This is a genomic window from Microbacterium mitrae, assembly GCF_008017445.1.
GTDB lineage: Bacteria > Actinomycetota > Actinomycetes > Actinomycetales > Microbacteriaceae > Microbacterium > Microbacterium mitrae.
This window is the reverse complement of the sequence record NZ_VRSW01000001.1, coordinates 594,652-607,691: the sequence shown is the minus strand read 5'-3', so window position 1 is coordinate 607,691 and position 13,040 is coordinate 594,652. Positions and strand designations below refer to the sequence as shown.

The following is a 13,040-nucleotide window of genomic DNA, read 5'->3' as shown; positions in this document are numbered from 1 at the left end:
GACTCGGTTAGCTGCTGTAGAAGAAGCCCGCCACGATCCCCGCGGCGAGCACGGTAAGAACGAGCAGGGGGAGCGGTTCGACAACCCGTCGAACCGTGACCTCGCCTGCCTCGCCGATGGCGATGCGGTTCGCGTTCTTCAGCTTCTCCCAGCGCTCACGGATCACAATGGCCGCGTCGCCCGAGTCGGTTCCGATGAGATCTGCGTGGCGCGGGCGTTGCCCCGCCGCGCGGGTCTCACGGTTAGCGGCTCGGCGGCCGGCCGTGTAGGCCGTGACCAGACCGGGCGCCGGAGCCGACCACGCCGTGAACTTCTTTCCCGGCGTGTACAGGGTGAGCGCATGCTTGGTGTCAACCAGGATGAGCGCGACCCACGGCACGAAAATGTGGTGGGTAACGTTCTGAATCAGAACACCCTCATCGCTCACCGTGACATTCGGACGCCACAGCGCAAAGTACGCGTAAGCCACCAGGAAGAGGCCCGTGGGGTACACCCACAGCAGACGCTGATCGCCGCTGGAGGCCGCGATCACAACGAGCACGACGCTCAATACCCACAAAATCACCGCCACGATGCGGTTGAATCGGGAATGGACGGTCAGTTCGTTGCTCTTCACACTTCTATTTTCCCCTCTCGCATTGTGAGGAACACACGATGAACATGCCAGAAGAACGAAAGCGCTCTACCGGAGCGCCACTATTGGAGGTCGACGGACTCTCCGTTGACTTCGCTGTTGACAATTTTTGGGTGCCGGCAGCCAAGAAGCTGACCTACAGCGTGCGCCCGGGTGAAGCCCTCGCGATTGTGGGTGAGTCTGGTTCGGGTAAGTCGGTCAGCTCCATGTCGCTGCTGGGCCTTTTGCCCAAGAACGCACGCGTCACTGGTTCCGCTCGCCTCGATGGTCGAGAGATTCTCTCGCTCAAGGGTGACGAACTGCGCCGCATTCGTGGCCGCGAGATCGCCGTGATCTTCCAGGAGCCGATGACGGCACTGAACCCCGTCTTCACCGTCGGATTCCAGATCATTGAGACCCTGCGTATGCACTTCGGTATGACGCCGAGTGCGGCGAAGGCGCGTGCGCTCGAACTGCTCGACCTCGTTGAGCTGCCCGACCCGCTCAAGGCGTTCAACTCGTACCCGCACCAGCTCTCCGGTGGTCAGCGTCAGCGTGCGATGATCGCACAGTCGATCTCGTGTGACCCGAAGCTGCTCATCGCCGACGAGCCGACCACGGCTCTTGACGTGACGGTGCAGGCTGAAATTCTCGACCTGATGCGCGATCTGCGTCACCGCGTCGATGCCGCCATCCTCTTGATCACGCACGACATGGGTGTGGTCGCCGACCTCGCAGACGACATTGTCGTGATGCGTAAGGGTGAGATTGTCGAACGCGGAACCACGAAGGACGTCTTCGCAAACCCGCAGCACCCGTACACGCAGCAGCTGCTCGCAGCCGTGCCGCGTCTGGGCGCGGGTCTCGACGGCGAGCAGAAGATTGACACCACCGCGGCTCTGCGCGGCGACACCTCGGCGATCCGCATCGCTGAGGCCGCCGCCGAGGAAGACGCGCAGCGCGCCTCCAAGGGTGCTCCGGTGCTGGAGTTCAAGGACGTCGCGATCGACTACCCGAAGAAGGGCCGCGTGCCTGCCTTCCGTGCCGTCGAGCACGCATCGTTCACCGTCTACCCGGGCGAAGTTACCGGTCTCGTCGGTGAGTCGGGCTCGGGCAAGTCGACGATGGGTCGAGCAGCGATTGGCCTGCTGCCGATTGCCGAGGGTGAGGCAACGGTTGTTGGTCACGACATCACGCACGCCAACCGCCGCCTACTGCACGAGGTTCACAAAGACGTCGGAATTGTCTTCCAGGACCCGTCGTCTTCGCTCAACCCGCGTCTGCCGATTGGTCAGTCAATTGGTGAGCCGATGCTGCTCGCTGGCGTTGCGAAGGGCCGCGCGCTTGACGTGAAGGTGCAGGAACTTCTTGACGCCGTTGAGCTGCCGCGCTCGTACCGCAACCGCTACCCGCACGAGCTCTCCGGTGGTCAGAAGCAGCGCGTGGGTATCGCCCGCGCCCTGGCGCTGGAGCCGAAGCTGCTGATCGCCGACGAGCCGACCTCGGCGCTTGACGTCTCGGTGCAGGCAACCGTGCTGAAGCTGTTGCGTGGCCTGCAGAACGAGCTCGGCTTTGCGTGCCTGTTCATCAGCCACGACCTCGCCGTTGTTGACTCGCTCTCTGACCGTCTGATCGTGATGAACCACGGTTCGATCGTCGAGCAGGGCCCGACCGCACAGGTGCTCAACGCCCCCAAGGACCCGTACACGCAGCGCCTTATCGCTGCGATTCCGGTTCCGGACCCGGAGGAGCAGAAGGTGCGCCGCGATGCTCGTGCCGCCCTCCTGGCGTCGCAGCAGGCAAGCTAGCCGCTCGCAATAACCTGGCAAAGCCCCCGATGATCAGCCTGATCGTCGGGGGCTTTTCGCGTGTCGTGTAATATAGATAGGCCCCATTCTGGGCACAAATACCCAACGCAAGGACAACCTTCATGGCGCATGCCCTCCGTCCGGATCTCCGTAACGTCGCAATCGTCGCTCACGTCGACCACGGCAAGACCACGCTTGTCGACGCGATGCTTCGTCAGACGGGCTCGTTTGGCGAACACGCGCACGTTGAAGAGCGCGCCATGGACTCCAACGACCTTGAGCGCGAAAAGGGCATCACGATTCTCGCCAAGAACACGGCGATCACGTACAACGGCAAGCACACCGATGTTCCGGTCACCATCAACGTGATCGACACCCCCGGTCACGCTGACTTCGGTGGCGAGGTTGAGCGTGGTCTGTCGATGGTTGACGGCGTCGTGCTGCTGGTTGACTCCTCCGAGGGCCCGCTGCCGCAGACCCGCTTCGTGCTGCGCAAGGCGCTTGAGGCGAAGCTGCCCGTGATTCTCGCGGTCAACAAGACCGACCGCCCGGATGCGCGCATCGAGGCCGTCGAAGCCGAAGCGCAAGACCTGCTGCTTGGCCTCGCGTCTGACCTTGTTGACGACGTTCCCGACCTTGACGTTGACGCCCTGCTTGATGTTCCGGTCGTCTACGCATCCGGTCGCGCCGGTGCTGCGTCCCGCAACCGTCCTGCCGACGGCACGCTGCCAGACAACGACGACCTTGAGCCGCTGTTCGAAGCGATCCTGCAGCACGTTCCGGCTCCGGCATACGATGACGAGGCTCCGTTGCAGGCGTGGGTCACCAACCTCGACTCCAGCCCGTTCCTTGGCCGTCTCGCACTGCTGCGCGTTTTCAACGGCACGCTGAAGAAGGGCCAGACGGTTGCCTGGGTGCGCGCAGACGGAACCACGAGCAACGCTCGCATCACCGAGCTGCTGAAGACCCGCGCTCTGGAGCGTTACCCCGCAGAAGAGGCGGGCCCCGGTGACATCGTCGCTATCGCCGGCTTTGAAGGCATCACGATCGGCGAGACGATCGCCGACCCAGAAGACATTCGCCCGCTGCCGATGATTCACATCGACGACCCGGCAATCTCCATGACCATCGGAACCAACACCTCGCCGCTGGTTGGCAAGGTCAAGGGTCACAAGCTGACGGCGCGTATGGTGAAGGACCGCCTCGACCGCGAGCTCATCGGTAACGTGTCGCTTCGTGTTGTTGACATCGGACGCCCCGACGCGTGGGAAGTTCAGGGCCGTGGCGAGCTTGCCCTCGCAATCCTGGTGGAGAACATGCGTCGCGAAGGCTTCGAGCTGACCGTCGGCAAGCCGCAGGTTGTGACCAAGAAGATTGACGGCAAGGTTCACGAGCCGTTTGAGCACCTGACGATCGACGCGCCGGAAGAGTACCTGGGTGCGATTACTCAGCTGCTTGCTGCTCGCAAGGGCCGCATGGAGGGCATGTCGAACCACGGAACCGGTTGGGTTCGTATGGAGTTCGTCGTGCCGTCGCGTGGTCTGATCGGTTTCCGCACCGAATTCATGACCACGACCCGAGGTACCGGTATTGCCAACGCAATCTCCCACGGCTATGAGCCGTGGGCGGGTCAGATCGTCACGCGTCAGAACGGTTCGATCGTTGCCGACCGTACGGGTGTTGTCACCCCGTTCGCCATCATCGCGCTGCAGGAACGCATGAGCTTCTTCGTGTCGCCTCAGGACGAGGTGTACGAGGGCATGGTCATCGGCGAGAACTCGCGCAACGATGACATGGACGTCAACATCACGAAGGAAAAGAAGCTCACGAACATGCGTTCGGCGACCGCTGACACCTTCGAGTCCATGACGCCGCCGCGCCTGCTCTCGCTTGAGGAGAGCCTGGAGTTCGCTCGTGAAGACGAGTGCGTTGAGGTGACGCCCGAGAAGGTGCGCATCCGCAAGGTGGAGCTGGACGCGACGCTGCGCGCACGTCAGACCAGCCGCCTGAAGAAGCAAGACGCCAACGCCTAAGCGTCGGCGCCGATAACGTGCCCCACCCGATCATTGCGATCGGTGGGGCACGTTTGCTTTTAGCGCAGTTCGGTCAGCAGCACGGCGCTGGTGGCGGCCTCCAGTGCGACAAACACGTGGGTGACGTCTGCTGGGTATGACAAGTAGTCGCCGGCGCCGAGCTCAATCGCCTCGGCCTCGGTGCCGACGCGAGCTCGGCCCGTCATGATGATGACGTGCTCAATGGCCCCGGCCGGGTGCGGTGCAGATGAGTGCGGATTGCCGGGATCGGCCTCGATCACGTAAATGTCGCGGCGAACGTGTGGGGGAGAGGCTGCCAGCAGGGTGGCGACATAGGGTGACGCCTTTGACGGAACCCCGGCGCGGTCGTGCGCTCGAATCAGCGTCGTTGCGGCTCCGGTTTCGGCCACCAGTGCTGAGAATGGAATGCCCAGCGCGCTTCCCAGCGCCCACAGGGTTTCTACGGTCGGGTTGATGGCGGCGGCTTCGAGCTGTGACACGGTTGCCTTTGAGACACTGGCGCGCCGGGCAAGCTCCGAGACCGAGAGGCCCGCCTGCTCACGCTCGCGCTTCAGTGCCTGTGCGATGTGGGTACGGAGATCATCCATGCGTTCATCATGCCAAACAATCGTTCGACTTGACGAACGAATGTTTGGCATTCACAATAATTCTCATGTCAGACTCCGAGGTTGCTGAGGCGAATGCGCGCCGGGCGTGGCGCGATGCCATTGGCGTGTCGCTGGCGACCGGCGCCTACGGCATCTCGTTTGGCGCGTTGGCGATGTCGAGCGGACTCGACATTTGGCAAACCTGCGTGCTGAGCCTGCTGATGTTTACCGGCGGCTCGCAGTTCGCCTTCATCGGCGTGATTGGCTCTGGGGGCCTCGCTGCGGCGCCGGCCGCCATCGCGAGCGCCACCCTGCTGGGTATCCGAAACGTCGCCTACGGCATGCGCATGTCGGCGCTCATCGGTCGCGGCACCCCGAAGCGCATTGCGGCAGCTCACGTCACGATCGATGAATCGGTGGCCGTGGCGCTGGCCCAAAAAGACACCCGCTCACGCCTCATTGGATTCTGGGCAACCGGACTCGGCGTCTTTGTGGGATGGAACATCATGACCCTGGTCGGCGCGATCGTCGGCGATGTGCTGGGGGATCCACGAGCCTGGGGGCTCGATGCCGCCGCCGCTGCCGCGTTCGTCGCGTTGCTGTGGCCGCGGTTGCGCACCCGGCAGGCTATCGCGGTCGGTGTTGCCGCAGCGGTGGTGGCAACGGCGGTGACGCCGATCGTGATGCCAGGAACGCCCGTCCTCATCGCGGCATCGGTTGCCGTCATCGTCGGCTGGTTCAATCTGTTCGCCCGAAAGGAGGTGGCAGCGTGACCCTGTGGTCAGCGGTTCTGCTCGCATGCATCGCCTGCATGCTCCTCAAACTTGCCGGCTACCTGACCCCTACCCACTGGCTCGACAAGCCGCGCACCGCGCGGATCACCGACCTTCTCACGGTGGCGCTGTTGGCCGCGCTCGTTGCCACCCAGACGCTGGCAAGCGGCCAGAGCATTGTGCTTGACGCCCGAGTTCCTGCCGTCATCGTTGCCGCCATCTTGTTGAGTGTGCGCGCACCCTTTCTGCTCGTGGTGCTGGCGGGCGCGGTGACGGCCGCCCTGTTGCGGCTGTGGGGTCTCGCTGCCTGACGGCTGACACAAATCGGGCGCGAGTACGATAGCGGGGTGCAACTTTTCTCCCGCATTATCACCTGGTTAATGGCGCTCCTGCTGGGAATCGTGTTCGGTACCGCCGGAACCATTACCTACTCGTCGATGCCGGCGGGAATCCCGATCGGCTTTGTCGTTGGAATTGTCGGGTGCGCAGCACTGCTGGTGGCACTGCGGATGATCACCGAAGACCGCTTCGCCGTCGTTGCCGCCGGCGTGGGCATGTTGGGGGCGCTTGTGGTGCTCTCCGGCCGCGGCCCTGGCGGCTCCATCGTGGTTCCGGATTCAATTCTCGGCATCGTGTGGTCGTTGGGCTTGACAGCCGTCGTGGTCGCGATCGCCGCCTGGCCGAGCGCGTCCAAGCTCCGCGCGCTCAACGCGAAGTAGACTGAAGTTGTGACGTACGTAATTGCACTGCCCTGTGTAGACGTGAAAGACCGCGCCTGCATTGACGAATGCCCCGTTGACTGTATCTACGAGGGTGAGCGCATGCTCTACATTCACCCGGATGAATGTGTGGATTGCGGTGCGTGCGAACCGGTCTGCCCCGTCGAGGCGATCTATTACGAAGACGACCTTCCCGAAGAGTGGTCTGACTACTACAAGGCCAACGTCGAGTTCTTTGACGGCGTAGGCTCGCCCGGAGGCGCCGCGAAGGTCGGCGTGATTCCGAAGGACCACCCGGTTATTACCGTGCTTCCCCCGCAAGCATGAGCGTCCGCGATCTCGCGGATTACCCGTGGGACGCAGTAGCGCCACTCGCGCAGCTCGCCCGCGAACACGAGGGCGGCATTGTCGATCTGTCGATCGGCTCGCCCGTTGATGAGACTCCCGTCATCATCCGTGAGGCGCTTGCCGCAGCCACCGAGGCGCATGCATACCCGCAAACTGTTGGCACGGTTCCGCTTCGCGAAGCGATTGTGAACTGGTTTGCGCGGCGACGCGGCGTTGTTGGTCTCACGCCGCACAACGTCTTGCCCACCATCGGCTCCAAAGAGCTGGTCGCGCTGTTGCCAACACTTTTGGGGTTGGGTAGCGGCGACATTGTGGTGCACCCCCGCGCGGCGTACCCCACATATGAGGTGGGCGCCGTCGTTGCCGGAGCAACACCGGTGGCGGAAGATGACCCGGCACGCTGGCCGGACGGAACCAAGCTGATTTGGCTGAATTCGCCCGGCAACCCGGATGGGCGGGTGTTAGGCGTTGCGGAACTGCGCGCCGCCGTCGCGCGCGCTCGTGAGCTGGGTGCCGTCATCGCTGGCGACGAATGCTATGCCGAACTCGGCTGGGAGGGGGAGTGGGCAACGCAGCCGATTCCGTCGATCCTTGATGAGCGAGTGACCGACGGCGATATCACCGGCGTGCTTTCGGTGTATTCGCTGTCAAAGCAGTCCAATCTCGCGGGTTACCGCGCCGCCTTTATGGCCGGCGACGCTGATCTCGTGGTGCGCTTGCTGATGGCGAGAAAACACCTTGGGCTGATGCTGCCGCAACCGGTGCAGGAGGCGATGGCTGTCGCCCTGGCCGACGACGCGCACGTCGCCGAACAGAAGGAGCGCTATCGCGCGCGCCGCAGCGTGCTTAAGCCCGCTCTGGAAGCGGCCGGATTCCGCGTTGACCACAGCGAAGCCGGGCTGTACCTGTGGGCGACCGAAGGTAAAGACGCCTGGGAGAGCATGCAACGCCTCGCCGAGCTCGGAATTCTTGCCGGCCCCGGCGTCTTCTACGGACCGTACTTTCCGCAGCATATCCGCCTCTCGCTCACCGCACCAGACGAACGAATCGCGGCTGCCGCGGAGCGTTTGCGACAGATTTCGTAGATATCCTCCATCGAATTCGATGATCCTTTGCGGCGGTCAACAGTACAGTCGGAGTCCTACTAGGCTGTAAATGTGCGGCTTCTGTGAAGAGGCCCGAAGCCGTGTCAACCGCGGCACAAACGACTCTCGTCGATACAGATCGCAAGGAGGCACCGTGACGGACGCGGCAACCCAGCCCGAGAAGGCCACACTGTCGATTGGTGGCACGACCGCCGAGTTCCCAGTTCTGCAGGGAACGGATGGCACCCCGGCCATCGACTTTGCAACACTGACCAAGCAGACAGGGCACACCGCTCTGGACTACGGCTTTGTCAACACCGCCGCCACGAAGTCGGCAATCACCTTCATCGATGGCGATGAGGGAATCCTGCGCTACCGTGGCTACCCGATTGAACAGCTCGCGAAGAACAGCTCCTACCTTGAGGTGGCCTGGCTGCTGATTTATGGCGAGCTGCCGACGGGTGACCAGCTGGGTGAGTTTGACGAGAAGATTCGTCGCCACACGCTGATTCACGAAGACCTGAAGCACTTCTTCTCCGCTTTGCCGCACACGGCGCACCCGATGTCGGTGCTGTCGTCGGCCGTATCAGCGCTGTCGACCTACTACGAAGGTCAGTCAGACCCGCACAACCCCGAGCACGTTGAACTCAACACCATTCGCATGCTCGCTAAGCTTCCCGTGCTTGCCGCCTACGCGCACAAGAAGAGCATCGGCCAGGCCTTCCTTTACCCAGATAATTCGCTGAGCTTCGTCGACAACTTCTTGAAGCTGAACTTCGGTGTGCTGAGCGAAGAGTATGTCGCGAACCCCGTGATGTCTCGGGCGCTTGAGCGTCTGCTGATTCTGCACGAAGACCACGAGCAGAACGCCTCGACGTCGACGGTGCGCCTGGTTGGTTCCACCGGCGCAAACCAGTTCTCCTCGATTTCCGCCGGCATCAATGCCCTTTACGGCCCGCTGCACGGTGGCGCCAATGAGGCCGTGCTTGACATGCTGGGCAAGATTCGCGACTCCGGCGAGGGCGTCAAGCGCTTCGTTGAGCGCGTGAAGAACAAAGAAGACGGCGTGAAGCTCATGGGCTTCGGTCACCGCGTCTACAAGAACTACGACCCGCGCGCGAAGCTCGTCAAAGAGTCAGCCGACGAGGTACTCGCCGAGCTCGGCGTGAAAGACCCGCTGCTTGACCTGGCGAAAGAGCTCGAAGAGATCGCTCTGAACGACGAGTACTTCCAGTCGCGTCGCCTGTACCCCAACGTCGACTTCTACACCGGCGTGATCTACAAGGCGATGGGTTTCCCCACGCGCATGTTCACCGTGCTGTTCGCCATCGGTCGTCTGCCCGGCTGGCTTGCGCACTGGAACGAGCTGAACACCGACCCGCAGACCAAGATCGGTCGCCCGCAGCAGCTGTACACGGGAGCACCCGAGCGCAACTACCCGGGCATGTAATCGGCCAATACGAAACTCCCCAGCAGACCTGCTGGGGAGTTTCGTATTTGGGGTGAGTGCCACCCCGGGCCGCTGTCGCAGGCTGAGCCACGTTCAGGCGTGAAGCGCCTCGTTCAAGGTGACACCGACGCCCTGTCGGGCAACGGCCTCAATGGCACCGGTCAGCGAGTTGCGTCGCAACAGCACGCCATTCTTGCCAGACAGCTCGGAACCTTTCACAACGACCGGGGAGCCGTCGGCTTGCAGGGGCTGATCGACGAGCACGATTTTCGAGCCGGCCGTAACGTAGAGCCCTGCCTCGACAACACAGTCGTCGCCGAGCGAGATGCCGATGCCGGCGTTGGCGCCCAGCAGGGTGCGCTCGCCAATGGAGACGCGGTGTGATCCGCCACCGGAGAGCGTGCCCATGATGGAGGCGCCACCGCCGATGTCAGAGCCGTCACCGACGACAACGCCCTGCGAGATGCGACCTTCCACCATCGAGGCACCCAACGTGCCAGCGTTGAAGTTGACGAACCCTTCGTGCATCACCGTGGTTCCGGGGCTCAGGTATGCGCCCAAGCGAACGCGCGAGACGTCGGCGATGCGCACGCCGGTGGGGAGCACGTAGTCGGTGAGCCGGGGAAACTTGTCGAGCCCCTGCACCTGGATGCCGGCAGCCTGCAACTCGGCGCGTCGCGCGGCAACCTCGGCGGGGAGCATCGGGCCCGCGTTCGTCCAGGCCACATTGGGGAGGTGGCCGAAGATGCCATCGAGGTTGAGCTCGTTGGGCTGCACCAGCAGATGCGAGAGCGCCTGCAGGCGCAGGTAGGCGTCTTCGGTCGAGGCCGGCGGCGTATTCAGGTCGATCTCGACGGTGATCGCTTCAACCCTCACGCCGCGGCGCTCATCGACACGGCCTGTCAGGGTGGCCGTGTGATCGGCCGGCGCGCGCCCTGCCGCCGGTGACGGATACAGCGCATCGAGCACCGTTTCGTCGTGTGCCACGGTCCGCAGACCCTCTGCCCAAATCCAACGTGCATCAGTCATAGCTCAACGGTACCGGGACTGCAGATGATATTTCGTCGCCAGTAGAGTGGATCGCATGTCGACGCTTGATCTCACGGTTTCATCCGTACACCTCACCCAGGCCATTTGCGATGTTCCGAGCGTTTCCGGTGACGAAAAGCCGTTGGCCGACCTCATCGAGCAGGCCCTCGCCGACTATCCCCACCTTGAGGTCATCCGTGATGGCGATCTCATCGTGGCGCGCACCAACCTGGGGCGCGAGCGACGTGTCATCATTGCCGGTCATATCGACACCGTTCCGATCAACAACAACCTTCCGACGCAACTGCGCACCATCGACGGTGATGAGTACATCTGGGGTCGCGGCACCGTTGACATGAAGGCGGGCGTTGCCGTGCAGCTCAAGCTTGCCGCCGAGCTCACCGCCCCCGCGGTTGACATCACCTGGCTGTGGTACGACCACGAAGAGGTAGACAGCTCACTCAACGGGCTCGGGCGGCTGGCCCGAAACCGCCCCGATCTGATGGTGGGCGATTTCGCTATTCTCGGCGAACCCTCCAATGGCGCCGTTGAAGGCGGCTGTAACGGAACCTTGCGAGCCGTTGTGCGCACCCACGGCGTGCGCGCGCATTCAGCACGCGCCTGGATGGGAAAGAACGCTATTCACGCGGCAGCGCCCATCCTCGCGCGTCTGAACGAGTACACGCCGCGCGACGCAGAGGTTGAGGGGCTCGTGTACCGCGAGGGCCTCAATGCGGTGGCGATCACGGGCGGGGTGGCAGGCAACGTGATTCCCGACCTGTGCGAGGTGGAGGTGAACTTCCGCTTTGCGCCGGATCGTTCGCTGGAGGCCGCGCAACAGTATGTGAGCGACTTCTTCGACTCGTTCGAGGTGGAATTCACCGATCTTGCCGCCGGTGCTCGCCCTGGCTTGGATGCCCCGCTCGCTCAAGAATTCTTGGCGGCGGTGGGAGCCGCGGCCAAGCCGAAATATGGCTGGACCGACGTCGCTCGATTCTCCGCCGCCGGAATTCCGGCGGTCAACTATGGTCCGGGGGACCCGTCGCTGGCGCACCACGACGAAGAGCGCGTCGAGGTCGCCCAGATTGAGGCCGTCGAGACGGCACTGCGCGCGTGGCTCGCGTAACACGCGGCGAAACCTTCCGTTCGCTGCCCGCGCTCGCGCAGGTCGCCGCGATCTACCTCGTCGCGCGCGTCGTGACGTTGAGCGTGTTGTTTGCGGCGGCGTCCGCATCTGGCCCGCTCTCGCGATTTGGCGCGGCGGCAACGGTGGCTGACTTCGTCATCGGATGGGACGCCAACTGGTACTGGATCGTCGCCGACGTCGGATACCCGACTGAGCTGCCGATGAGCGAAGACGGGCGGCCGATGGAGAATGCGTGGGCATTCATGCCGCTGTACGCATACCTCGCGAAAGCAGTTTCGTTGCCCTTCGGGTCGTGGGCGGCGGGCGCCGCGCTCGTGTCGCTCATCGCCGGGTTCGGTGCCAGCTACGCGCTGTACGCCCTGATGCGCACTCGTCTGACCCACACACAGTCGCTGTGGGCGGTGGTGTTTTTCGCCAATGGCCCGCTGGCCGCGCTGTTTCATGTCGGCTACGCCGAAGCGTTGTTCTTGTTCTTCCTGCTGTGCGCGCTGTACGTCGTTGTTCGCCGACGGTTCGCCTGGCTATACCTACTCATTCCGCTGATGGGATACACCCGCCCCGGGGTTCTTGCCTTCTCGCTCATGCTGGCGCTCTACGGCATATGGCGATGGTTCCGTCGCCGCAGCGACCCGTTGCCCGCGGTGCAGATTGTGCACATCGTCGCGGCGGGCCTGTTGGCCGCCGCAGTGGGGCTGAGCTGGCCGATTATTGCGGGCATGGCGATGGGAGACCCCACGGCCTACCTGCAGACGGAACTCTCCTGGCGACGCAACTGGTTGCCAGATTCCGTCCCGCACTTTGTGCCGTTTGACGGTTGGATTCTCGGCCTGAACTTCTGGTTTGCGCAGTGGCAGGTGCCGGCATGGGCAGGCTGGGCGCTATTTGGCGCCGTGCTCGCCGGAACCATGCTGCTGCTGTGGCAATCGCGTTACGTGAAGAAGTTGGGCGTCGAGGTGCGACTGTTCTCGGCGAGCTATTTGCTGTACCTGCTGGCGGTGTTCTTTCCGCAGTCATCCACGTTGCGGCTGCTGATGCCCCTCACCCCGTTGTCGGGCGCGCCCGCACAAATTAAGCCGCTGTGGGGGCGGCTACTCGTGCTGGGCGGGTGCCTGGCGTACCAGGTCATCTGGATCTTCGAGATGTATGCCTACGGCAATACCATCACCCGAATTCCCTAAGATTTCGGCCGCGAATCGGCGACTGTCAGGAAACCGATAAACTAGTTACATACCAGGACGAAAGGGGCCCGAAATGGCAGCCATGAAGCCAAGGACTGGCGATGGACCGATGGAAGCCGTGAAGGAAGGACGCCTCATTATCGTGCGCGTTCCGCTGGAGGGGGGCGGACGACTCGTAGTCTCCGTCAACGATGACGAAGCCAAGGAACTGCATGAGGTTTTGAGCGGCGTCGTCAACGCCGCCTAACT

Annotated in this window: 14 protein-coding genes; 11 read left to right on the top strand and 3 right to left on the bottom strand. The window is 63.2% G+C overall.

The annotated features are described in order from the left end of the window. Window positions 1–7: 7 nt before the first annotated feature. Window positions 8–616 (bottom strand): PH domain-containing protein, encoded by a 609-nt coding sequence (locus FVP60_RS02910; protein WP_147824754.1) that lies wholly within the window; start codon window positions 614–616, stop codon window positions 8–10. Window positions 617–654: 38 nt separating this feature from the next. Between FVP60_RS02910 and FVP60_RS02905 the strand changes: the two genes are divergently transcribed. Both FVP60_RS02905 and typA read left to right on the top strand, forming a co-directional pair. Further along, window positions 655–2,421, top strand: a complete 1,767-nt coding sequence (locus tag FVP60_RS02905; protein WP_147824753.1) for an ABC transporter ATP-binding protein — start codon at window positions 655–657, stop codon at window positions 2,419–2,421. 122 nt (window positions 2,422–2,543) lie between these two features. After that, window positions 2,544–4,454 (top strand): translational GTPase TypA, encoded by a 1,911-nt coding sequence (gene typA, locus FVP60_RS02900; RefSeq protein ID WP_147824752.1) that lies wholly within the window; start codon window positions 2,544–2,546, stop codon window positions 4,452–4,454. Between the two features lie 59 nt (window positions 4,455–4,513). Here typA and FVP60_RS02895 read toward each other — a convergent pair whose 3' ends face one another. Next, a complete protein-coding gene (locus tag FVP60_RS02895; RefSeq protein WP_147824751.1) occupies window positions 4,514–5,062 on the bottom strand; it encodes a helix-turn-helix domain-containing protein in 549 nt (182 codons plus the stop codon). Between the two features lie 65 nt (window positions 5,063–5,127). On the opposite strand from FVP60_RS02895, the gene FVP60_RS02890 reads away from it, so the two are divergent. From FVP60_RS02890 to FVP60_RS02865, 6 genes are all read left to right on the top strand, one after another. Further along, the gene (locus FVP60_RS02890; protein WP_147824750.1) at window positions 5,128–5,835 is read left to right on the top strand and encodes an AzlC family ABC transporter permease; all 708 of its coding nucleotides are present in this window, start codon (window positions 5,128–5,130) and stop codon (window positions 5,833–5,835) included. After that, the gene (locus FVP60_RS02885; RefSeq protein WP_147824749.1) at window positions 5,832–6,146 is read left to right on the top strand and encodes an AzlD domain-containing protein; all 315 of its coding nucleotides are present in this window, start codon (window positions 5,832–5,834) and stop codon (window positions 6,144–6,146) included. The genes FVP60_RS02890 and FVP60_RS02885 overlap by 4 nt, the downstream gene beginning before the upstream one ends. A 36-nt stretch (window positions 6,147–6,182) precedes the next feature. Continuing rightward, window positions 6,183–6,554 carry a DUF6113 family protein gene (locus FVP60_RS02880; RefSeq protein ID WP_246132435.1) on the top strand — a complete coding sequence of 124 codons (372 nt, stop codon included), beginning with the start codon at window positions 6,183–6,185 and terminating at the stop codon, window positions 6,552–6,554. Window positions 6,555–6,563: 9 nt separating this feature from the next. Next, on the top strand, window positions 6,564–6,881 hold the full coding sequence (gene fdxA, locus FVP60_RS02875; protein WP_147824748.1) for a ferredoxin: 318 nt from the start codon (window positions 6,564–6,566) through the stop codon (window positions 6,879–6,881). After that, complete coding sequence (gene dapC, locus FVP60_RS02870; RefSeq protein ID WP_147824747.1) at window positions 6,878–7,987, top strand: succinyldiaminopimelate transaminase; 1,110 nt, start codon at window positions 6,878–6,880, stop codon at window positions 7,985–7,987. Before fdxA ends, dapC begins: the two co-directional genes overlap by 4 nt. 154 nt (window positions 7,988–8,141) lie before the next feature. Next, entirely contained in the window at window positions 8,142–9,437 is a 1,296-nt protein-coding gene (locus tag FVP60_RS02865) for a citrate synthase (protein ID WP_147824746.1), read from the top strand. Between the two features lie 93 nt (window positions 9,438–9,530). Here the strand turns inward: FVP60_RS02865 and dapD are convergent, their stop codons facing one another. After that, window positions 9,531–10,466: a 2,3,4,5-tetrahydropyridine-2,6-dicarboxylate N-succinyltransferase gene (gene dapD / locus FVP60_RS02860; protein WP_147824745.1), complete on the bottom strand. Its 936-nt coding sequence runs from the start codon at window positions 10,464–10,466 to the stop codon at window positions 9,531–9,533. Between the two features lie 55 nt (window positions 10,467–10,521). Here dapD and dapE point away from each other — a divergent pair, with 55 nt between their 5' ends. The 3 genes from dapE (at window position 10,522) to FVP60_RS02845 (ending at window position 13,038) form a co-directional block, all read left to right on the top strand. After that, window positions 10,522–11,592 (top strand): succinyl-diaminopimelate desuccinylase, encoded by a 1,071-nt coding sequence (gene dapE / locus FVP60_RS02855; protein WP_147824744.1) that lies wholly within the window; start codon window positions 10,522–10,524, stop codon window positions 11,590–11,592. Beyond that, window positions 11,580–12,791 (top strand): hypothetical protein, encoded by a 1,212-nt coding sequence (locus tag FVP60_RS02850; RefSeq protein ID WP_147824743.1) that lies wholly within the window; start codon window positions 11,580–11,582, stop codon window positions 12,789–12,791. The genes dapE and FVP60_RS02850 overlap by 13 nt, the downstream gene beginning before the upstream one ends. 73 nt (window positions 12,792–12,864) lie before the next feature. After that, on the top strand, window positions 12,865–13,038 hold the full coding sequence (locus FVP60_RS02845) for a DUF3117 domain-containing protein (RefSeq protein ID WP_147824742.1): 174 nt from the start codon (window positions 12,865–12,867) through the stop codon (window positions 13,036–13,038). Window positions 13,039–13,040 lie beyond the last annotated feature (2 nt).